At 71.5% G+C, this 21,810-nt stretch carries 20 protein-coding genes; 18 read left to right on the forward strand and 2 right to left on the reverse strand.

Annotated features, from left to right (window positions below; all coding sequences use genetic code 11):
• Positions 1-40: 40 nt before the first annotated feature.
• Positions 41-1,411 carry a replication-associated recombination protein A gene (locus ACIPK4_RS25485; RefSeq protein ID WP_376204720.1) on the forward strand — a complete coding sequence of 457 codons (1,371 nt, stop codon included), beginning with the start codon at positions 41-43 and terminating at the stop codon, positions 1,409-1,411.
• A 63-nt stretch (positions 1,412-1,474) separates the two neighbouring features.
• Here ACIPK4_RS25485 and ACIPK4_RS25490 read toward each other — a convergent pair whose 3' ends face one another.
• Positions 1,475-2,128 carry a DUF2470 domain-containing protein gene (locus ACIPK4_RS25490; RefSeq protein ID WP_402316197.1) on the reverse strand — a complete coding sequence of 218 codons (654 nt, stop codon included), beginning with the start codon at positions 2,126-2,128 and terminating at the stop codon, positions 1,475-1,477.
• 295 nt (positions 2,129-2,423) lie between these two features.
• Here ACIPK4_RS25490 and rpsD point away from each other — a divergent pair, with 295 nt between their 5' ends.
• Entirely contained in the window at positions 2,424-3,035 is a 612-nt protein-coding gene (gene rpsD, locus ACIPK4_RS25495) for a 30S ribosomal protein S4 (protein ID WP_030294564.1), read from the forward strand.
• Positions 3,036-3,062: 27 nt separating this feature from the next.
• Here the strand turns inward: rpsD and ACIPK4_RS25500 are convergent, their stop codons facing one another.
• A complete protein-coding gene (locus ACIPK4_RS25500; RefSeq protein WP_402316200.1) occupies positions 3,063-5,327 on the reverse strand; it encodes an ATP-binding protein in 2,265 nt (754 codons plus the stop codon).
• 147 nt (positions 5,328-5,474) lie between these two features.
• On the opposite strand from ACIPK4_RS25500, the gene ACIPK4_RS25505 reads away from it, so the two are divergent.
• From ACIPK4_RS25505 to nusB, 16 genes are all read left to right on the forward strand, one after another.
• Positions 5,475-5,906 (forward strand): DUF948 domain-containing protein, encoded by a 432-nt coding sequence (locus ACIPK4_RS25505; protein WP_402316203.1) that lies wholly within the window; start codon positions 5,475-5,477, stop codon positions 5,904-5,906.
• Positions 5,907-5,914: 8 nt separating this feature from the next.
• Positions 5,915-6,256, forward strand: coding sequence for a DUF6167 family protein (locus ACIPK4_RS25510; protein ID WP_054227637.1), 342 nt, complete (start codon positions 5,915-5,917; stop codon positions 6,254-6,256).
• Positions 6,256-8,925 carry an alanine--tRNA ligase gene (alaS, locus tag ACIPK4_RS25515; protein WP_402316206.1) on the forward strand — a complete coding sequence of 890 codons (2,670 nt, stop codon included), beginning with the start codon at positions 6,256-6,258 and terminating at the stop codon, positions 8,923-8,925. Before ACIPK4_RS25510 ends, alaS begins: the two co-directional genes overlap by 1 nt.
• Before the next feature lie 2 nt (positions 8,926-8,927).
• Positions 8,928-9,398, forward strand: coding sequence for a Holliday junction resolvase RuvX (gene ruvX / locus ACIPK4_RS25520; protein WP_030028999.1), 471 nt, complete (start codon positions 8,928-8,930; stop codon positions 9,396-9,398).
• A gap of 128 nt (positions 9,399-9,526) precedes the next feature.
• Complete coding sequence (gene mltG / locus ACIPK4_RS25525; protein ID WP_402316210.1) at positions 9,527-11,269, forward strand: endolytic transglycosylase MltG; 1,743 nt, start codon at positions 9,527-9,529, stop codon at positions 11,267-11,269.
• Positions 11,266-12,090, forward strand: coding sequence for a shikimate dehydrogenase (locus tag ACIPK4_RS25530; protein ID WP_054227640.1), 825 nt, complete (start codon positions 11,266-11,268; stop codon positions 12,088-12,090). The genes mltG and ACIPK4_RS25530 overlap by 4 nt, the downstream gene beginning before the upstream one ends.
• 223 nt (positions 12,091-12,313) lie before the next feature.
• The gene (gene aroC, locus ACIPK4_RS25535) at positions 12,314-13,498 is read left to right on the forward strand and encodes a chorismate synthase (protein WP_402316213.1); all 1,185 of its coding nucleotides are present in this window, start codon (positions 12,314-12,316) and stop codon (positions 13,496-13,498) included.
• A complete protein-coding gene (locus ACIPK4_RS25540; RefSeq protein ID WP_402316216.1) occupies positions 13,495-14,013 on the forward strand; it encodes a shikimate kinase in 519 nt (172 codons plus the stop codon). Before aroC ends, ACIPK4_RS25540 begins: the two co-directional genes overlap by 4 nt.
• Positions 14,010-15,101: a 3-dehydroquinate synthase gene (gene aroB / locus ACIPK4_RS25545; RefSeq protein ID WP_054227617.1), complete on the forward strand. Its 1,092-nt coding sequence runs from the start codon at positions 14,010-14,012 to the stop codon at positions 15,099-15,101. Before ACIPK4_RS25540 ends, aroB begins: the two co-directional genes overlap by 4 nt.
• A complete protein-coding gene (aroQ, locus tag ACIPK4_RS25550; RefSeq protein ID WP_402316219.1) occupies positions 15,098-15,538 on the forward strand; it encodes a type II 3-dehydroquinate dehydratase in 441 nt (146 codons plus the stop codon). Before aroB ends, aroQ begins: the two co-directional genes overlap by 4 nt.
• An 80-nt stretch (positions 15,539-15,618) precedes the next feature.
• A complete protein-coding gene (locus ACIPK4_RS25555; RefSeq protein WP_402316222.1) occupies positions 15,619-16,377 on the forward strand; it encodes an AAA family ATPase in 759 nt (252 codons plus the stop codon).
• A 143-nt stretch (positions 16,378-16,520) separates the two neighbouring features.
• Positions 16,521-16,871, forward strand: a complete 351-nt coding sequence (locus ACIPK4_RS25560; protein WP_107096164.1) for a VOC family protein — start codon at positions 16,521-16,523, stop codon at positions 16,869-16,871.
• Positions 16,872-16,949: 78 nt separating this feature from the next.
• Entirely contained in the window at positions 16,950-19,322 is a 2,373-nt protein-coding gene (locus ACIPK4_RS25565; RefSeq protein ID WP_402316225.1) for an ATP-binding cassette domain-containing protein, read from the forward strand.
• Between the two features lie 111 nt (positions 19,323-19,433).
• Positions 19,434-20,543: an aminopeptidase P family protein gene (locus tag ACIPK4_RS25570; protein ID WP_402316228.1), complete on the forward strand. Its 1,110-nt coding sequence runs from the start codon at positions 19,434-19,436 to the stop codon at positions 20,541-20,543.
• 59 nt (positions 20,544-20,602) lie between these two features.
• The gene (efp, locus tag ACIPK4_RS25575) at positions 20,603-21,169 is read left to right on the forward strand and encodes an elongation factor P (RefSeq protein ID WP_048477874.1); all 567 of its coding nucleotides are present in this window, start codon (positions 20,603-20,605) and stop codon (positions 21,167-21,169) included.
• Between the two features lie 2 nt (positions 21,170-21,171).
• Positions 21,172-21,603, forward strand: a complete 432-nt coding sequence (gene nusB, locus ACIPK4_RS25580; protein WP_054227611.1) for a transcription antitermination factor NusB — start codon at positions 21,172-21,174, stop codon at positions 21,601-21,603.
• Positions 21,604-21,810: the final 207 nt, after the last annotated feature.

Below are 21,810 nucleotides of genomic sequence, written 5' to 3' on the forward strand. Positions count from 1 at the left end.
CCCGCGGCCCGCTGTCGGTGGACTCGCATAGGCTTCCCGTGTGGAACCAGACCTGTTCACCGCCGCTGCCGAAGACCGCCAGGAGAAGGACCCGGCGAGCTCCCCGCTTGCCGTGCGGATGCGCCCCCGCACCCTGGACGAGGTCGTCGGCCAGCAGCACCTGCTGAAGCCCGGCTCGCCCCTGCGGCGGCTGGTCGGGGACGGGGCGGGCGGCCCGGCCGGAGCCTCGTCGGTGATCCTGTGGGGCCCGCCGGGCATCGGCAAGACCACCCTCGCGTACGTGGTGAGCCAGGCGACGCAGAAGCGGTTCGTGGAGCTGTCCGCGATCACGGCGGGCGTGAAGGAAGTACGCGCCGTCATCGAGGGCGCCAAGCGGGCGGCCGGCGGATACGGGAAGGACACGGTCCTCTTCCTCGACGAGATCCACCGCTTCAGCAAGGCCCAGCAGGACTCGCTGCTCCCCGCCGTCGAGAACCGCTGGGTGACGCTGATCGCGGCGACCACGGAGAACCCGTACTTCTCGATCATCTCCCCGCTGCTGTCGCGGTCGCTGCTGCTCACCCTGGAACCGCTGACCGACGAGGACCTCAGCGCGCTGATGCGGCGGGCGCTGACCGAGGAGCGCGGCCTCGGCGGCGCCGTCTCCCTCCCGGCGGACGCTGAGGCGCACCTGCTGCGGATCGCGGGCGGCGATGCCCGGCGGGCGCTGACGGCACTGGAGGCAGGTGCCGGTTCGGCGATCGCGAAGGGCGAGTCCGAGATCACCCTCCAGACGGTGGAGGAGGCCGTCGACCGGGCCGCGGTGAAGTACGACCGGGACGGCGACCAGCACTACGACGTGGCGAGCGCCCTGATCAAGTCCATCCGCGGTTCGGACGTGGACGCCGCCCTGCACTACCTGGCGCGGATGATCGAAGCGGGGGAGGACCCGCGGTTCATCGCCCGCCGCCTGATGATCTCGGCCAGCGAGGACATCGGGCTGGCGGACCCCACGGCCCTGCCGCTCGCGGTCGCCGCTGCCCAGGCGGTGGCGATGATCGGCTTCCCGGAGGCGGCGCTGACGTTGTCGCACGCCACGATCGCCCTCGCCCTGGCCCCGAAGTCGAACACCGCGACGACCGCGATCGGCGCCGCGCTCGCGGACGTCCGGGCGGGCCTGGCCGGTCCCGTGCCCACGCATCTGCGGGACGGGCACTACAAGGGGGCGGCGAAGCTGGGCCACGCGGTGGGCTACGTGTACCCGCACGACGTACCGGGCGCGATCGCCGCCCAGCAGTACGCCCCCGACGCGGTGCACGGGAAGCGGTACTACGAGCCCACGCGCTACGGCGCGGAGGCCCGCTACGCGGACGTGGTGGAAAAGGTCCGCGAGCGGCTGCGCGGCGGTGGTTCCAGCCCGTCCGGCGCCTGAGGACCGGAGCCTGAGGACCGGAGCCCGGGGGCAGCCCCGGCTCGTCGGCTGCCCGGCGGGCGGTCAGCCGCCGGCGGCGGCGGCGAACAGGGTGTGCATCGCCCGGCGCAGGTCGCACACGTCGCGGACCGGAGCCGGGAAGTCGAAGCGGGCGTCGAAGGGGGAGCCCTCGCCCGTGAAGCGGACCCGCAGGCCCAGGCGGTCCAGCGCGAGCGGGACCGCGGTGACGGCGGCGCCCTCCCGCGGGCCGAGCAGCGCGCACAGGTCCGCGATCCGGTCGCGGTGCGCGGCGGCCAGGTGCTGGAGGAGTTCCGTCTCGTGGTCCGCCATCGGATCCGGCTCGGCCGCGGCCAGGTCGTCGGGGTCCACGTGTTCGGCGCCCCACAGGTCGTCCACCGAGATCTCGCCGACCTCCAGGCGCAGCATCACGTACGAGGGCGGCCCGTGCAGCCCGAGCAGTTCGCCCACCGGCCGGCGCGCGGCCAGCAGCGCCGCGCAGGCGGCGCGGTCGTCGCCGCGCACCCGGGTCAGCCATCCGGCCAGCCACGCACGGCCTCGGATACGATGGGGCACGGACACCGGCGCCACATCCGTGATCTGGATCACGGCCGTGAGGTCGTCGTCCTGGGCGTAAGCGGCCGCCCTGGCGGCCGCGGATTCCCCTGACACCAGGAGAATCACGTCCCCGTCCGGGGTGACGGTCCGCGCGACCGGCATCCCTGTCCCGCACTCCGGCTGGTCATGAGACCCCACCTGGTCGAAAGCACCCGGCAGTGTGAGGGATACTGAGGCGTTGGACTCTACGAGGGTTCGTACGCGTTCGGCTCCGGTGAGCTGCCGAACGCCTTCCCTGGGACGCGGCTGACCTTGCTTATCGTCGGCGCAAGCGGATTCTGTTTCGTCTGAATCCGAACTGCGCTGCGCACTGGGCAGGGGGATCCCATGTGGTCGAGACATTACGTCCTCCTCGATAAGGTAAGCCTCACCTAACTTACATGGAGGTAGGTTCCCCGTGAACCAGAAGCGACCCAAGGTCAAGAAGTCGCGTGCCCTCGGCATTGCGCTGACCCCGAAGGCCGTCAAGTACTTCGAGGCCCGCCCCTACCCGCCGGGCGAGCACGGCCGTGGCCGCAAGCAGAACTCGGACTACAAGGTCCGCCTGCTGGAGAAGCAGCGTCTGCGCGCTCAGTACGACATCTCTGAGCGTCAGATGGCCCGCGCGTACGACCGCGCCAAGAAGGCCGAGGGCAAGACGGGCGAGGCGCTGGTCGTCGAGCTCGAGCGTCGCCTCGACGCCCTGGTCCTGCGTTCGGGCATCGCCCGGACCATCTACCAGGCTCGCCAGATGGTCGTTCACGGCCACATCGAGGTCAACGGTGGCAAGGTCGACAAGCCGTCGTTCCGTGTCCGTCCGGACGACGTCATCACCGTGCGCGAGCGCAGCCGCGAGAAGGTTCCGTTCCAGGTTGCCCGTGAGGGTGGCTACGCAGGCGAGGGCGAGACCCCGCGCTACCTGCAGGTCAACCTGAAGGCCCTGGCCTTCCGCCTGGACCGCGACCCGAACCGCAAGGAAATCCCGGTCATCTGCGACGAGCAGCTCGTCGTCGAGTACTACGCCCGCTGATCCAGCGGACGTAGCCTCACAGGCTGGTCAGCCCGCCGGTTCCCCCTTGGGGGAGCCGGCGGGCTTCCTGCTGTCCGGGCGGCCCACCGCGCCGGCCGTCCCCGCCGTGCCCTTCGTCCCCGCAGTGCCCGTCGTGACGCCGGCCTCGACCGTCCTCCCCGCCTCCCCGGTCCGGGGCCTGGGCAGCGGCTCCGGCGCCGCCGGCACCGGCTCGGGTCCCCGCAGCGCCCGCTCGACCAGTTCGTCCAGGGACAGCGCCCGGCCGTGCCGCGCACACGCCTCGTACCGCTCCGCGCCCAGCACCTCGCCCGCCCGCTCCCGGCACATCAGCCGCGGGGCGTTGAAGTACGCCGAGCCGAACAGCTGCAGGCCCACCCCGTCCCACATGGGCTCCGCCGCGCCCTGGAGCACCGCCGCCTCGGCCGGATGCCCCTCGGCCGCAGTGACCAGGGCCAGCAGCTCCACCGCCAGCACGAGCCCGACCAGGTCGCGGAAGACGTGGTTGACCGTCACGCACTCCGTCAGCAGCAGCCGCGCCCCGGCCGTGTCCCCCGCGTCCAGGGCCGCGAACGCGAGGACGTAGAGGGCGTACGCCTTCGTCCAGCGCTCCCCGTGTTCCTCACAGATGTCCCGGACCTCCCGGCACAGCGACAGCGCACCCGCCAGGTCCCCCTGGAAGGCCAGCGCCATCGCCAGCTCCACCTGGCACATCAGCACGTTGCTGTTCAGCTCCCCGGTCTCCCGGTACTGCTCCAGCGCCGCGCCCAGCAGCTCCCCCGCCCGCGCCATGTCGTCGGAGACCAGCGCCAGGCAGCCCAGCCGGTGCACCGCGTACGCCGACGCCACCGCGTTCCCGCTCCGCGCCGCCGCGTCCCGGCACTCGTACAGGGCGCTCATCGAGGCGACCCTGTCGCCCTGAAGGGCCGCCACGTAGCCCAGCACCCACAGCGCCTTCAGCCGCGACCCCACGTGCTCCGACGCGGACGCACCGGGCTCCAGCGACCGGTCCAGCCAGTACCGGCCCTCGGTGAGCCGGCCGCAGCCGGCCCAGTAGAACCACAGCGTCCCCGCCAGGTACTGCCCCAGGTGGAGCTCGTCCGGCTCGTCCAGGCAGCACTCCAGGGCCAGCCGCAGATTCGGCAGCTCGGCCTCCACCAGCGCCGCCATCTCCTGCTGACGCGGGCTGAACCAGTCCAGCTCGCACCAGGTCGCCAGCCCCGTGTACCAGTCCCGGTGGCGCCGCCGCAGCCGCGATGCGTCGCCGAGCGACTCCAGCCACCCCGCCCCGTACGTGCGCACCGTCTCCAGCATCCGGTAGCGCACCCCGGCCGCCGTCTCCTCCCGGGCCAGCAGGGACTGGGCCAGCAGCTCACCGAGCACGTCCGGCACGGACCCCACCGGCAGGTCGGGCCCCGCGCACACGTACTCGGCGGCATCGAGGTCGAAGTGCCCGGCGAACACCGACAGCCGCGCCCACAGCAGCCGCTCCTGCGCCGTGCACAGCTCGTGGCTCCAGCCGATCGCCGTCCGCAGCGCCCGGTGCCGGGGCAGGACCCCGCGCGCCGTGCCCGTCAGCAGCGCGAACCGGTCCTCCAGCCGCGTCAGCACCTGCTCCGGGGACAGCGACCGCAGCCGCCCCGCCGCCAGCTCCAGCGCCAGCGGGATCCCGTCGAGGCGGGCGCACAGCTCCACCAGCGCGGCCCGGTTGGCTGCGGTCACGGTGAAGCCCGGATCGGCGTCCGAGGCCCGGTCGGCCAGCAGTTCCAGTGCCTCGTCGGGGCCCGGCGGGGCCAGCGGGAAGGTCCTCTCCCCGCGAAGGTCCAGCGGCCGCCGCCCGGCGGCCAGCACCCGCAGGCCGGGGGAGCGCAGCAGCAGCTCCCGCACCAGCTCCGCGGTCTCGTCGACGAGCTGCTCGTACCCGTCGACGACGAGCAGCAGCCGTCGCTCGGCCAGGTGCTCGGCCAGGACGGTCCGGGGCGGCCGCGTGGTGTGGTCGGTGAGCCCGAGCGATTCGGCCAGGGTGGGTTCGAGCAGCGCCGGATCGCGCACGCAGGAGAGCTCGGCCAGCCACACTCCGTCGCAGTGGCGTTCCTGCGCCCTCTCGGCGGCCTCCCGGGCCACCGCCAGGGCCAGCCGGGATTTTCCGACCCCGCCCACACCGGTCACGGTGACCAGTCGCGAGGCCTCCAGCAGCCTCCCCACCTCGGTGAGTTCCGCACCCCGCCCGACGAAGCGGCTCAGCTCCGAGGGAAGATTGCCGCAGGTCCCTCGTCGATCAGACCTCTGTCGCATGGGACACGGAGGGTACTGGTCCGGATGCGCCGCGTACAAGGCGGCTCCGCCCGGCTCCGAATTGCGGTACGGCGCTGGATCTCCGGCGCGATAGGGTCGGAGAACGACTTTTCCCCGTAATGATCAACAGGCAGAGAGCGGTGCAACGTGTCCGGTGGAGAGGTGGCCGGGATCCTCGTGGCCGTCTTCTGGGCCATCCTGGTCTCCTTCCTCGCCGTGGTGCTGGTGAGGCTGGCCCAGGTGCTCAAGGCGACCACCAAGCTGGTGGCCGACGTGACCGACCAGGCCGTCCCGCTGCTGGCGGACGCCTCCACCACCGTCCGCTCCGCGCGCACCCAGCTCGACCGGGTCGACGCCATCGCGAGCGACGTCCAGGAGGTCACCTCGAACGCCTCCGCACTGTCCTCCACCGTGGCCTCCACCTTCGGCGGGCCGCTGGTCAAGGTCGCGGCCTTCGGCTACGGAGTCCGCAAGGCCCTGGGCAAAACCACGGAAGAGGCGCCGCGGAAGGCGTCCCGACGTACCGTGATCGTTGGCCGTACGGTGCCGGCCGCCCGGCGCCGGAAGCAGAAGGGCTGAAACCTCCGATGTTCCGCCGAGCCTTCTGGTTCACCGCCGGCGCAGCCGCCGGCGTGTGGGCCACCACCAAGGTCAACCGCCAGCTCAAGAAGCTGACACCGGAGAGCCTCGCCGCCCAGGCCGCCGACAAGGCCGTGGAGGCGGGCCACCGCCTCAAGGACTTCGCCCTCGACGTGAAGGCGGGAATGTCGCAGCGCGAGGACGAGCTGAACGATGCACTGGGACTGCACCAGGACCCCGACCGGCCCGACAACGTCACCGCCCTCCCCGGGCCGCGGCGGATGCGGGCCATCCAGCACCACAAGACCACCCACCAGAATTTTTCGTACGACCGGAATGAGGACCACTGATGGAGTCGGCTGAAATCCGCCGCCGCTGGCTGAGCTTCTTCGAGGAGCGCGGTCATGCCGTTGTCCCTTCGGCGTCGCTCATCGCGGACGACCCGACTCTGCTGCTGGTCAACGCGGGCATGGTCCCGTTCAAGCCGTACTTCCTCGGCGAGACCAAGCCCCCGGCCCCCCGGGCCACCAGCGTGCAGAAGTGCGTCCGTACGCCGGACATCGAAGAGGTCGGCAAGACCACCCGCCACGGCACGTTCTTCCAGATGTGCGGCAACTTCTCCTTCGGCGACTACTTCAAGGAAGGCGCCATCAAGTACGCCTGGGAGCTGCTCACCAGCTCCGTGGCGGACGGCGGCTACGGCCTGGAGCCGGAGAAGCTCTGGATCACCGTCTACCTCGACGACGACGAGGCCGAGACGATCTGGCGCGACGTGATCGGCGTCCCCGCCGAGCGCATCCAGCGCCTGGGCAAGAAGGACAACTTCTGGTCCATGGGCGTCCCCGGTCCCTGCGGCCCGTGCTCGGAGATCAACTACGACCGCGGCCCCGAGTTCGGCGTCGAGGGCGGCCCCGCCGTCAACGACGAGCGCTACGTGGAGATCTGGAACCTGGTCTTCATGCAGTACGAGCGCGGCGCCGGCGACGGGAAGGAGGACTTCCCGATCCTCGGCGACCTGCCGTCGAAGAACATCGACACCGGCCTCGGCCTCGAACGCCTCGCGATGATCCTGCAGGGCGTGCAGAACATGTACGAGACCGACACCCTGCGCGTCGTCATGGACAAGGCCACTGAGCTGACCGGCGTGCAGTACGGCGCCGCCCAGAACACCGACGTGTCGATGCGCGTGGTCGCCGACCACATCCGCACCTCCGTCATGCTCATCGGCGACGGCGTCACCCCCGGCAACGAGGGCCGCGGCTACGTGCTGCGCCGCATCATGCGCCGCGCCATCCGCAACATGCGCCTCATGGGCGCCACCGGCCCGGTCGTCCAGGACCTCGTCGACGTCGTGATCAACACGATGGGGCAGCAGTACCCGGAGCTGGTCACCGACCGCAAGCGCATCGAGACCGTCGCGCTCGCCGAGGAGGCCGCCTTCCTCAAGGCCGTCAAGGGCGGCACGAACATCCTCGACACCGCCGTGACCGAGACCAAGGCCGCCGGCGGCACGGTCCTCTCCGGTGACAAGGCGTTCCTGCTCCACGACACCTGGGGCTTCCCGATCGACCTCACCCTGGAGATGGCCGCCGAACAGGGCCTCTCCGTGGACGAGCCCGGATTCCGCCGGCTGATGCAGGAGCAGCGCGACCGGGCCAAGGCCGACGCCAAGGCCAAGAAGACCGGCCACGCCGACGTCTCCTCGTACCGCGAGATCGCCGACAGCGCCGGCGCCACCGAGTTCACCGGCTACGCCACCAACCAGGGCGAGTCCACCATCGTCGGCCTGCTGGTCAACGGCGTCTCCGCGCCGGCCGCCTCCGAGGGCGACGACGTCGAGGTCGTCCTCGACCGCACGCCCTTCTACGCCGAGGGCGGCGGCCAGCTCGCCGACCAGGGCCGCATCAAGCTCGACTCGGGCGCCGTCATCGTCGTCCGCGACGTGCAGCAGCCCGTCCCGGGCGTCTCCGTGCACAAGGGCTCCGTCCAGGTCGGCGAGGTGACGGTGGGCGCCTCCGCGTACGCCGCCATCGACGTCAACCGCCGCCGGGCCATCGCCCGCGCCCACTCGGCCACGCACCTGACCCACCAGGCGCTGCGCGACGCCCTCGGCCCGACGGCCGCCCAGGCCGGCTCCGAGAACTCTCCCGGCCGCTTCCGCTTCGACTTCGGCTCGCCGAACGCCGTCCCCGGCACGGTCCTCACCGACGTCGAGCAGAAGATCAACGACGTGCTCTCCCGTGAGCTGGACGTCACCGCCGAGATCATGAGCATCGACGAGGCGAAGAAGCAGGGCGCCATCGCCGAGTTCGGCGAGAAGTACGGCGAGCGCGTGCGCGTCGTGACCATCGGCGACTTCTCGAAGGAGCTGTGCGGCGGCACGCACGTCGCCAACACCGCCCAGCTCGGCCTGGTCAAGCTGCTCGGCGAGTCCTCCATCGGCTCCGGCGTGCGCCGCGTCGAGGCCCTCGTCGGCGTGGACGCGTACAACTTCCTCGCCAAGGAGCACACGGTCGTCGCCCAGCTCCAGGAGCTGGTCAAGGGCCGTCCCGAGGAGCTGCCGGAGAAGATCGCCTCCATGCTCGGCAAGCTGAAGGACGCCGAGAAGGAGATCGAGAAGTTCCGCGCGGAGAAGGTCCTCCAGGCCGCCGCCGGCCTCGCCGCGGGCGCCCAGGACATCCGTGGCGTCGCCCTCGTCGTCGGCACCGTCCCGGACGGCACCGGCGCCGACGACCTGCGCAAGCTGGTCCTCGACGTCCGCGGCCGCATCCAGGGCGACCGGCCGGCCGTCGTGGCCCTCTTCACCACGGCGAACGACCGCCCGCTGACCGTCATCGCCACCAACGAGGCCGCCCGCGAGCGCGGTCTCAAGGCCGGTGACCTGGTCCGCACCGCCGCCAAGACCCTCGGCGGCGGCGGTGGCGGCAAGCCGGACGTCGCCCAGGGCGGCGGCCAGAACCCGGCCGCCGTCCCGGACGCCATCGCCGCGGTCGAGCGCCTCGTCGTCGAGACGGTCTGACCATGACGCTGCGCCGTGGCCGCCGTCTGGCCATCGATGTCGGGGACGCCCGGATCGGGGTCGCCTCCTGCGACCCCGACGGGGTGCTGGCCACGCCGGTGGAAACCGTTCCCGGCCGGGACATCCCCTTCGCCCACCGGCGGCTGCGGCAGCTCGTCGAGGAGTACGAACCCCTGGAGGTCGTGGTCGGCCTGCCCCGCTCGCTCAGCGGGCGGGAAGGGCCGGCCGCGGCCAAGGTGCGCGCCTTCGCGAACGAACTCGCCAAGGGCATCAAGCCGGTGACGGTCCGTCTGGTGGACGAGCGGATGACCACGGTCACCGCCGCGCAGGGGCTTCGGGCCTCGGGAAGGAACGCCAAGAAGGGCCGTTCGGTGATCGACCAGGCGGCCGCGGTGGTGATCCTTCAGAACGCTCTTGAGACCGAACGGGTATCAGGTAATCCGCCCGGTGAGTGCGTCGAAGTGGTTGTCTGATCGCGATACGGTAACGTTCCGCGCGATGCGACGGCATTCGAACAAGTCGTCGTCCACCACTTCAGAGGCGGAACCGGGTGCCGCGGCGGACAGGGCCGTTGCCTCCGTCTCGCGGCTCTAGGGGATCGATGACTGAGTATGGCCGGGGCCGTGGCCCCGAACCGTGGCACCCGGAGGACCCGCTGTACGGGGACCAGGGGTGGACCGGGCACGAGGCCCAGCAGGCTCAGATGCCCTTTGCCGGCGGCCCGCAGCAGCAGTACCCGCAGGAGCCGCAGTACCAGCAGCAGCCCCAGCAGCCGCATCAGTACCAGCAGGACCCGCAGAACGGGCAGTACCAGCAGGACCCGCAGTACCAGCAGCAGTACGTGCAGCAGGGCCAGTACCCGCAGCAGCAGGGCTATGTCCCGCAGCAGCCCCACCAGGCCCAGCAGCAGCTCCAGCAGCCGCAGCAGCCGGTGTACGACGGCCAGGGCTGGGACACCGGCCAGAACCAGTACGCCGCCGTCCCGCAGGCCGACCCGTACATCGGCGCGGACCCCTACGCCCAGCAGCCCGTCGGCGGGTACCCGGGCGAGGCCCCCGACCTCTACGGCACGGCCGAGGCCTACCCGCCGCCGCAGCCCCCGGGCCGGCGCCACCTCGTCACCGAGGAGGAGCCGGAGCCGGAGTACGCCGAGGAAGCGGCCGAGGAGACCTCGTCGATCCTGCCCGGCGGCGAGGACGACGACGGCGACGAGCCGAACGGCGCCGGGCGCCGCGGCCGCCCCAAGGGCAAGCCCAAGAGCCGCAACGGCGCGGCCTGCCTGATCGCGGCCGTGGTGATCATGGCCGTCCTCGGCGGTGGCGGCTACTACGGCTACGACTACCTCAAGTCCAAGTTCACCACCGGCGAGGACTACGCCGGTGAGGGCGAGGGCTCGGTCTCCGTCGACATCCCCAAGGGCACCGGCCTCGGTGAGATGGGCCGCATCCTCAAGGCGCACGGCGTCGTCAAGAGCGCCGACGCGTTCGTCGCCGCCGCCAAGGCCAACCCCAAGGGCGGCGCCATCCAGGCAGGCTCCTACACCCTGAAGGAGCACATGTCGGGCAAGGCGGCCGTCGACATGATGGTGGGCGGCGCCGGGGTCAACGCACTGGACGTCATCCCCGGCTGGAAGAACGCCCAGGTCTACAAGGCCATCGACGACAAGCTCAAGCTCAAGGAGGGCACGACCAAGGACGTCGCCGCCAAGGAGGCGAAGAACCTCGGTCTGCCCGACTGGGCCAACAACAACAAGGACATCAAGGACCCGCTGGAGGGCTTCCTCTACCCGGCCCGCTACGACCTCAGCAAGGACGCGACCCCCGAGTCGATGCTCAAGCAGATGGTGGCCAAGTCCAACGAGGCCTACGCCGGCGCCGACCTCAAGGGCCAGGCGGCCAAGCTGGGCCTGGCCAACCCGCTCCAGCTCGTCACCGTCGCGAGCCTCGTCCAGGCCGAGGGCAAGTACCAGCACGACTTCGACAAGATCTCCCGGGTCGTCTACAACCGTCTCAAGCCGGGCAACACCGAGACGTACGGTCTGCTCGACTTCGACTCCACGGTCAACTACATCAAGGGTTCGAGCACCCTGGACGTCGGTTCCGTCAACGACCTCCGCAAGATCGACGACCCGTACAACACCTACAAGATCAAGGGCCTCCCGGCCGGCCCGATCGGCAACCCGGGCCCCGACGCCCTCAAATCGGCGATGAACCCGGCCACCGGCCCGTGGTACTACTTCGTGTCGGTGAACGAGAACGAGACGCTCTTCGCCGTGACGAACGAAGAGCACAACAGGAACCGCCAGCGGTACGAAGAGGAACGGAAGAAGGCAGCAGGGCAGTGATACGCGCAGCCGTGCTCGGTTCACCGATCGAGCACTCCCTCTCGCCGGTGCTGCACCGCGCCGCCTACCAGGAGCTCGGCCTCGACGACTGGTCGTACGACCGCTTCGAGATAGACGAGGCCGCACTCCCGAAGTTCGTCGCCGGCCTCGGCCCCGAGTGGGCCGGGCTGTCGCTGACGATGCCGCTCAAGCGGGCGATCATCCCGCTGCTCGACGGCATCAGCGACACCGCCGCCTCGGTCGAGGCGGTCAACACGGTCGTCCTGACCCGGGACGGCCGCCGTCTCGGTGACAACACCGACATCCCCGGGATCGTCTCCGCGCTCCACGAGCGCGGCGTCGACGAGGTGGACAGCGCCACCATCCTCGGCGCCGGGGCCACCGCCTCCTCCGCGCTGGCCGCACTCGCCCGGACCTGCACCGGCGAGGTCACGGTGTACGTGCGCTCCAAGGCCCGCGCCGACGAGATGCAGGAGTGGGGCGAGCGCCTCGGCGTCGCCGTCCGCACGGCCGACTGGACGGACGCGGCCGAGGGGCTCGGCGCACCGCTGGTCATCGCGACCACCCCGGCACGCGCCACGGACTGGCTGGCGGACCACGTACCGGCCGGCGGCGCGGGCACCCTGTTCGACGTCCTGTACGACCCCTGGCCGACCGCCCTCGCGGCCGCCTGGTCGCAGCACGGCGGCCGGCTCCTCGGGGGCCTGGACCTCCTCGTCCACCAGGCGGTGCTCCAGGTCGAGCAGATGACCGGCCGCCACACCGCGCCGCTGGCGGCCATGCGGGCCGCCGGCGAGGCCGCGCTGCGCACCCGCCACTGATCCCGCCCGCCGATCCCCGCCGGCACACCTGATGCACTGAGCGGGCCGATCTTGCTCGCGTACCGTGCCACCCGCCAGGGTGACCCCGGGTGCACCGCCGTCCGCCAGCTGGACCGGAGGGCGGCGCACCGGCCCGGACGTGGGAGGATCGGGTGTGGCGGGTCCGGGCGCCGAGCACCCGGCCGCGCCGCCGCAGTACCAGGCGCGAGCATGAGGAGCATCGTTGAGCAGGTTGCGTTGGCTGACCGCGGGAGAGTCGCACGGACCGGCACTGGTCGCGACGCTGGAGGGTCTTCCCGCCGGCGTTCCGGTCACCACCGAGCTGGTGGCGGATCATCTGGCCCGGCGCCGGCTCGGCTATGGCCGCGGTGCCCGGATGAAGTTCGAGCAGGACGAGGTCACGTTCCTGGGCGGTGTGCGGCACGGCCTGACGCAGGGTTCTCCGGTGGCGGTCATGATCGGGAACACCGAGTGGCCGAAGTGGGAGACGGTGATGTCGGCGGACCCGGTCGATCCGTCGCTGCTCAAGGACACCGGCCGCAATGCGCCGCTGACGCGTCCGCGGCCGGGCCACGCCGATCTGGCGGGTATGCAGAAGTACGGTTTCGAGGAGGCACGGCCGATCCTGGAGCGGGCGAGCGCCCGTGAGACGGCCGCCCGTGTGGCGCTGGGTGCGGTCGCGCGTTCCTTCATCAAGGAGGTCGCGGGGATCGAGATCGTCTCGCACGTGGTGGAGCTGGCCTCGGCCAGGGCCCCGTACGGGGTGTACCCGACGCCGGGGGATGTGGAGCGGCTGGACGCGGATCCGGTGCGCTGCCTGGATGCGGACGCGTCGAAGGCGATGGTCGCGGAGATCGACCAGGCCCACAAGGACGGCGACACCCTTGGTGGTGTGGTCGAGGTCCTGGCGTATGGGGTGCCGGTCGGCCTCGGTTCCCACGTCCACTGGGACCGCCGCCTCGACGCGCGTCTCGCGGCCGCGTTGATGGGCATTCAGGCGATCAAGGGTGTGGAGGTGGGTGACGGTTTCGACCTGGCGCGGGTGCCGGGTTCGCAGGCGCACGACGAGATCGTCGCCACTCCTGAGGGCATCAGGCGGACCTCGGGCCGCTCCGGCGGTACGGAGGGCGGTCTGAGCACGGGTGAGCTGCTGCGGGTGCGGGCCGCGATGAAGCCGATCGCGACCGTCCCGAAGGCGCTCGCCACGGTGGACGTGGCCACGGGTGAGGCGGCCGCGGCGCACCACCAGCGTTCCGACGTCTGCGCGGTTCCGGCGGCGGGGATCGTCGCCGAGGCGATGGTGGCCCTGGTCCTCGCGGACGCGGTCGTGGAGAAGTTCGGCGGCGACTCCGTGGCCGAAACCCGCCGCAACGTCCGCTCGTACCTCGACAACCTGCAGATCCGGTGACGGGCGGACCACTGGTCGTCCTCGTCGGGCCCATGGGCTCCGGCAAGTCCACGGTGGGGGCGCTGCTCGCCGAGCGGCTCGGCGTCCCCTACCGGGACACCGACGCCGACATCGTCGCGGCCCAGGGCCGCGAGATCTCGGACCTCTTCGTCGACGAGGGCGAGCCGTACTTCCGTGAGCTGGAGCGGCAGGCGGTCTCCGCCGCGCTCTGCGAGCACACGGGCGTCCTCGCCCTCGGCGGCGGCGCCGTCCTCGACGCGGGCACCCGGGAGCTGCTGTCCGGGCTGCCCGTCGCCTATCTGTCGATGGACGTCGAGGAAGCCGTCCGGCGCGTCGGCCTGGGCGCCGCGCGCCCGCTGCTCGCCGTCAACCCGCGCCGCCAGTGGCGCGAGCTGATGGAGGCCCGCCGCCCCCTGTACACCGAAGTCGCGCGCGTCGTCGTGACCACCGACGACCGCACCCCCGAAGAGGTCGCCCAGGCGGTCCTCGACGCTCTGGAGTTGAAGGACGTATGACAGACCAGGTGACGCGGATCCAGGTCGGCGCCAGCGCCGGACACGACGCGTACGACGTGCTGGTCGGCCGGCAGCTGCTCGGCGAACTCGGCACGCTGATCGGCACGAAGGCGCAGCGGGTCGCCGTGATCCACCCCGAGGCGCTGGCCTCGACCGGTGAGGCGCTCCGCGACGACCTGGCCGAGCAGGGCTACGAGGCGATCGCCATCCAGGTGCCCAACGCCGAGGAGGCCAAGACCGCCGAGGTCGCCGCCTACTGCTGGAAGGCCCTCGGCCAGTCCGGCTTCACCCGCACCGACGTCATCGTCGGCGTCGGCGGCGGCGCCACCACCGACCTCGCGGGCTTCGTCGCGGCCACCTGGCTGCGCGGGGTGCGCTGGATCGCCGTACCGACCACCGTCCTCGCCATGGTCGACGCGGCGGTCGGCGGCAAGACCGGCATCAACACCGCCGAGGGCAAGAACCTCGTCGGCTCCTTCCACCCGCCGGCCGGCGTGCTGTGCGACCTGGCGGCGCTGGACTCGCTGCCGGTCAACGACTACGTCAGCGGCCTCGCGGAGATCATCAAGGCCGGATTCATCTCCGACCCGGTGATCCTCGACCTCATCGAGGCGGACCCGGCGGCGGCCCGCACGCCCGACGGCCCGCACACCGCGGAACTCATCGTGCGCTCCATCCAGGTCAAGGCGGACGTCGTCTCCAGCGACCTGAAGGAATCGGGTCTGCGGGAGATCCTCAACTACGGGCACACCCTCGCCCACGCCATCGAGAAGAACGAGCGCTACAAGTGGCGGCACGGCGCCGCCGTGTCCGTCGGCATGGTCTTCGCCGCCGAGCTCGGCCGGCTCGCGGGCCGCCTCGACGACGCGACGGCCGACCGGCACCGGGAGATCCTGGCCGCCGTGGGACTGCCGCTGACCTACCGCGGCGACCAGTGGCCCAAGCTGCTCCAGACCATGCAGGTCGACAAGAAGTCCCGCGGCAACCTGCTGCGCTTCATCGTCCTCGACGGGCTGGGCAAGCCCACCGTCCTGGAGGGCCCCGACCCGGCCCACCTGATCGCCGCGTACGGCGAGGTGTCCGCGTGAGCCGCAAGGTGCTCGTCCTGAACGGCCCGAACCTGGGCCGGCTCGGGTCGCGCGAGCCCGACGTGTACGGGGCCACCTCGTACACCGGGCTCGTCCAGACCTGCCGCACCCTGGGCGAGGAACTCGGCTTCGACGTCGAGGTCCGCGAGACCAACGACGAGGGCGAGCTCGTGCGCTGGCTGCACGAGGCGGCGGACGGCAAGACCCCGGTCGTGATCAACCCGGGTGCCTTCACGCACTACTCGTACGCCATGCGGGACGCGGCGGCGCAGCGCACCGCGCCGCTGATCGAGGTGCACATCTCCAACCCGTACGCCCGCGAGGAGTTCCGGCACACCTCGGTCATCGCCTCCGTGGCGACCGGGACCGTGGCGGGCTTCGGCATCGGCTCGTACCGGCTGGCGCTGCGCGCGCTGGCGGACGAAGTCACGCTCTGACGGTGCTGGTGGGAGGCCCCGCCCCCGTGGTCATATAACGTTCTCGCATCAGTGGGTGGAACGAGACGGAGTGGCAGCGGATGCAGCAAGGAGTAGGGGGCGGTAGCGCGGGGTGGGGGCAGCCGGGGCATCATCCGGCCCTGCCCCCGCAGCCGCCGATATCTCCTGCACAGGGGTGGCCGGTGTCGGCGCCGGTACCGCAGGCCGCGCCACCGCAGGCACCGCCGCCCGGCCCCGACACCACGGGGCACATTCCGCTGCCGCCCGCCGTGTCCGGCACCGGCGGCGCCACACTCGCCGTGCTGCTGATCGGCCCGGCGGGCGCCGGCAAGACCACGGTGGCCCGGCACTGGGCGAGCACCCGGCCCGTGCCGACCGCGCACGTGAGCCTGGACGACGTCCGCGAGTGGGTGTGCTCGGGCTTCGCCGACCCGCAGGCAGGCTGGAACGACCACTCCGAGGCCCAGTACCGCCTGGCCCGCCGCACCTGCGGCTTCGCCGCCCGCAACTTCCTGGCCAACGGGATCTCCTGCATCCTCGACGACGCCGTCTTCCCCGACCGGCCCGTGGTCGGCCTGGGCGGGTGGAAGCGCCACGTCGGCCCCGCGCTGCTGCCCGTCGTCCTCCTGCCCGGCCTGGAGATCGTCCTGGAGCGCAACGCCGCCCGCTCAGGGAACCGGCGCCTCTCGGACGAGGAGGTCGCCCGCATCCACGGCCGGATGGCGGGCTGGTACGGCTCCGGCCTGCCGATCATCGACAACTCCGACCTGGACGTGGAGGCCACCTCCCGGGCCCTGGACGAAGCCCTCGCCCGCACCCTCGGCACCCCCGCCTTCTAGGTCGTGTCGTCAAGGTCCCGTCCGGCCGGCGGGACCGGTCAGGATCGGAGAAGCGCGTCAGGAGGTGGCGCGACTAGCGTGATCGGCATGGACAGAGGGGCCGCCCGAAGGCGGCTCCCGGCCCCCTCACCCCAGGAGTGACCATGTCTTCCACCCCCGGCATCAAGACCGTTCTGCACCCCGTCTCCGACCTGGCCGCCGCCAAGGACGTCTACACCGCGCTGCTCGGCGTGAAGCCGCAGACCGACGAGCCGTACTACGTCGGCTACGAGGCCGGCGGCCAGAGCATCGGCCTCGTCCCCGGCGGCGCCGCGCAGGGCATGACCTCGCCGGTGGCCTACTGGCACGTCCCGGACATCGAGGCCAAGCTGGCCGAGGTGACCGCCGCGGGCGCCACCGTGAAGGACGCGGCGCACGACGTCGGCGGCGGGCGCCTCGTGGCCACCTTCACCGACCCCGACGGCAACGTCCTCGGGCTTCTCCAGGACAGCTGAGCACCTCTCCCGCGAAGCTGGTCGGATCGACCAGGCCCCGCAACCGACGAACGACGAACGACGGACGACGGAGACACGATGAGCATGGCCAGGCCCGCGCTGCACGATGCCGACAGCCACGACCTGATCCGCGTGCACGGCGCGCGCGTGAACAACCTCAAGGACGTCAGCATCGAAATCCCGAAGCGCCGCCTGACGGTGTTCACCGGCGTCTCCGGCTCCGGCAAGAGCTCGCTGGTGTTCGACACCATCGCCGCCGAGTCGCAACGGCTGATCAACGAGACGTACAGCGCCTTCGTCCAGGGCTTCATGCCGACCCTGGCCCGGCCCGAAGTCGACGTGCTCGAAGGCCTGACCACCGTGATCACCGTCGACCAGCAGCGGATGGGCGGCGACCCGCGCTCGACCGTCGGCACCGCCACCGACGTCAACGCCATGCTGCGCATCCTCTTCAGCCGCCTCGGCACGCCCCACATCGGCTCGGCCAAGGCGTTCTCCTTCAACGTCGCATCGATCAGCGGCGCCGGCGCGGTCACCGTCCGGCGCGGCGGCGAGGAGGTCAAGGAGCGGCGCAGCTTCAGCATCACCGGCGGCATGTGCCCGCGCTGCGAAGGCCGCGGCGCCGTCACCGACATCGACCTGACCCAGCTCTACGACGACACCAAATCGCTGAACGAGGGCGCGTTCACGATCCCCGGTTACACCGGGGGCGGCTGGAACTCCCGCCTCTACATCGAGTCGGGCTTCTTCGACCCGGACAAGCCGATCTGCAAGTTCACCAAGAGGGAATTGCAGGACCTCCTCCACCGCGAGCCGACCCGCATGAAGATCGCGGGCATCAACATGACGTACGAGGGCCTCATCCCGCGCGTCCAGAAGTCGATGCTCTCCAAGGACACCGAGTCCATGCAGCCGCACATCCGGGCCTTCGTGGAGCGGGCGGTCACCTTCACCACCTGCCCCGACTGCGCGGGCACCCGCCTCAACGAGGGCGCGCGCTCCTCGAAGATCAGGCACAAGAACATCGCCGACCTGTGCGCGATGGAGGTCCGCGACCTGGCCGAATGGATCCGCGGCCTCGACGAGCCCTCGGTGGCGCCGCTGCTCGCGACGCTCCTGGGAACCCTCGACTCGTTCGTGGAGATCGGCCTCGGCTACCTCTCCCTCGACCGGCCGTCGGGCACGCTGTCCGGAGGTGAGGCACAGCGCGTCAAGATGATCCGGCACCTCGGCTCCTCGCTCACCGATGTCACCTACGTCTTCGACGAGCCCACCACCGGCCTGCACCCCCATGACATCCAGCGCATGAACAACCTGCTGCTGCGGCTGCGCGACAAGGGCAACACGGTGCTCGTCGTGGAACACAAGCCGGAGACCATCGCGATCGCCGACCACGTCGTCGACCTCGGCCCCGGCGCCGGCGCGGGCGGCGGCACCGTCTGCTTCGAGGGCACCGTCGAAGGGCTGCGCACCGGCGGCACCATCACCGGACGGCACTTCGACGACCGGGCCAAGGTCAAGGAGACGGTGCGCAAGCCCACCGGCACGCTGGAGATCCGCGGGGCCACGGCCCACAACCTCCGCAACGTCGACGTCGACATCCCGCTCGGCGTCCTCGCCGTCGTCACCGGCGTCGCGGGTTCCGGCAAGAGCTCCCTCGTGCACGGTTCGATCCCCGGCGGCGCGGGCGTGGTCTCGGTCGACCAGGGAGCGATCAAGGGGTCCCGGCGCAGCAACCCGGCGACGTACACCGGACTGCTCGACCCGATCCGCAAGGCGTTCGCGAAGGCCAACGGCGTCAAGCCGGCGCTGTTCAGCGCCAACTCCGAGGGCGCCTGCCCCACCTGCAACGGCGCCGGCGTCATCTACACCGACCTGGCGATGATGGCCGGGGTCGCCTCCACCTGCGAGGAGTGCGAGGGCAGGCGGTTCGACGCCTCGGTTCTCGACTACCACTTCGGCGGCCGTGACATCAGCGAGGTGCTCGCGATGTCCGTGACCGAGGCCGAGCAGTTCTTCGGCCCGGGCGAAGGACACCTGCCGGCCGCCCACCGCATCGTCGGACGTCTCGCCGACGTCGGCCTCGGCTACCTCACCATCGGCCAGCCGCTCACCACGCTCTCCGGCGGCGAGCGGCAGCGGCTCAAGCTGGCGACCCACATGGCCGAGAAGGGCGGCGTCTACGTGCTCGACGAGCCCACGGCCGGACTGCACCTCGCCGACGTCGAGCAGCTGCTCGGCCTCCTCGACCGGCTGGTCGACTCCGGCAAGTCGGTCATCGTCGTCGAACACCACCAGGCGGTCATGGCGCACGCCGACTGGATCATCGACCTGGGGCCCGGCGCGGGCCACGACGGCGGCCGGATCGTCTTCGAGGGCACCCCCGCAGAGCTGGTCGCCGACCGCTCCACGCGCACCGGCGAGCACCTTTCGGCGTACGTCGGCGGGTGACCGGATCCGGGTCCCGGAGCGGGGGCCGGCGGCGTCGAGCGCCGTCGCCCCCGCCCACGTACGGGTGTGCTCACCAGGCCGGATGCGCGGTGCGCTCGTAGGCTCGAAGACATGTCAGACGTGTACGCGGCCCGCAGGGGCCTGCTCCGTGACCGCTGTGCCGCCGCCGGGAACGCCGCCGCACTGATCACGCGTCCGGCGAACGTCCGCTACCTCGCCGGGGCGTCCCCGCAGGGCGCCGTCCTGCTCGTCGGACCGGGCGGCGAGGACCTGCTCTTCACCATCGGCCCGCCCACCGGCGATGCGGGCGAGGGGCGCCTGGACGAACAGCTCAGGCTCTTCGTGCTGGACGGCCCCGGCAGCGACGCCGCCGTGGCGGCCGGGGACATGGCCGGCTCGCTGCGCGCCGAGTCGCTGGCCGTCGAGGAACACCACCTCACCGTCGCCCGCCACCGGGCCCTGGGCTCCGTCGCCCCCCGGACCCGGCTCGCCGACCTGGGGACCGCCGTGGAGCAGCAGCGCCTCGTCAAGGACGAGGAGGAGATCGCCTGCCTGCGGATCGCCGCGGAGATCGCCGACCAGGCGCTCGGCGAGCTGCTGGAATCGATCCTGGTGGGCCGGACCGAACGCCACCTCGCCCTGGAACTGGAGCGCCGCCTCGTCGACCACGGCGCCGACGGGCCGGCCTTCCCGACCTCCGTGGGCACCGGGCCGAACTCCGGCCGCTCCCGGCACCGGCCCTCCGACCGCCGCGTGGAGGAGGGCGACTTCCTCTCCGTCTGCCTCGGCGCCAACTACCGCGGCTACCGGTGCGAGATCGGCCGGACCTTCGTGATCGGCACCAGCCCGGCCGACTGGCAGGTCGAGCTCTACGATCTCGTCTTCGCGGCCCAGCGGGCGGGCCGCGAGGCGCTGCTACCCGGTGCGGCGTACCGCGAAGTCGACCGTGCCGCGCGCTCCGTACTGGGTTCCGCAGGGCACGGTGAGGCCCTCGCTCCGTCGACCGGACACGGTGTCGGCCTCGAAATCGACGAGGACCCGCAGCTTGCACCTACGGCAATGGGTAAACTGGACGCTTGCGTGCCGGTCACCGTCGAACCGGGGGTTCACCTCCCGGGCCGTGGAGGTGTCCGGATCGATGACACGCTCGTCGTACGCCCCGAGGCGGACGGCGGTCCCGAGCTACTCACCATTACGACCAAGGAGCTGCTCGCGCTCTAGTCCGCCGTGGCGGACTGTGCGCGCACCCGTGGTCTTCCAGTGCAGGAGATTCCGCAACCGTGGCTTCCACGAACGACCTCAAGAACGGCATGGTGCTCAAGCTCGACGGTGGCCAGCTCTGGTCCGTCGTCGAGTTCCAGCACGTCAAGCCCGGCAAGGGCCCGGCCTTCGTGCGCACCAAGCTCAAGCACGTGCTCTCCGGCAAGGTCGTCGACAAGACGTTCAACGCCGGCACGAAGGTCGAGACGGCCACCATCGACCGCCGTGACATGCAGTTCTCGTACATGGACGGCGAGTACTTCGTGTTCATGGACATGCAGACCTACGACCAGCTGATGGTCGACAAGAAGGCCGTCGGCGACGCCGCCAACTTCCTCATCGAGGGCTTCACCGCCTCCGTCGCCCAGCACGAGGGCGAGGTGCTCTACGTCGAGCTCCCGGCCGCGGTCGAGCTCGTCATCGAGCACACCGACCCGGGCGTCCAGGGCGACCGCTCCACCGGCGGCACCAAGCCCGCGCGCCTGGAGACGGGCCACGAGATCCAGGTCCCGCTGTTCGTGACCACGGGCGAGAAGATCAAGGTCGACACCCGCACCAGCGACTACCTCGGCCGGGTGAACAGCTAACCGTGGCTGCCCGCAGCAACGCGCGCAAGCGCGCCTTCCAGATCCTGTTCGAGGCCGACCAGCGCGGGGTGCCCGTGCGCGAGGTCCTCGCGGACTGGATCCGCCACGCGCGGTCGGACGACCGGCAGCCGCCCGTCAGCGCCTTCACGATGGACCTCGTCGAGGGTTACGCCGACAAGGTGAACCGCATCGACGACCTGATCATCACGTACGCAGTGGACTGGGAACTCGACCGGATGCCGGTCGCGGACCGGAACATCCTGCGGCTCGGTGCCTACGAGCTGATCTGGGTGGACGACACCCCGGATGCCGTGGCCATCGACGAGGCCGTCCAGCTGGCCAAGGAGTTCTCGACGGACGAGTCCCCCTCGTTCGTGAACGGGCTGCTGGCCCGTTTCAAGGACCTGAAGCCGAGCCTGCGGCGGGGCGAGTAGCCCCGGTCGGCTCGGCGAGAACGGAGGGCCCGCAGCGCACACGCGCTGCGGGCCCTCCGTCCGTTTCCCCGGCGGACACGCGAAAACCGGCGTGGGGGGGGGGGGGGGGGGGGGGCCCCCGCCCCCCCCCCCCGGGGGGGGGGGGGGGGGGGGCGGGGGCCCGGGCACGAGGTGGGGGAGGTGGGCCCCCCCCGCCGCGCCCCCCGC

Source organism: Streptomyces sp. NPDC086989, assembly GCF_044745505.1.
Lineage (GTDB): Bacteria > Actinomycetota > Actinomycetes > Streptomycetales > Streptomycetaceae > Streptomyces.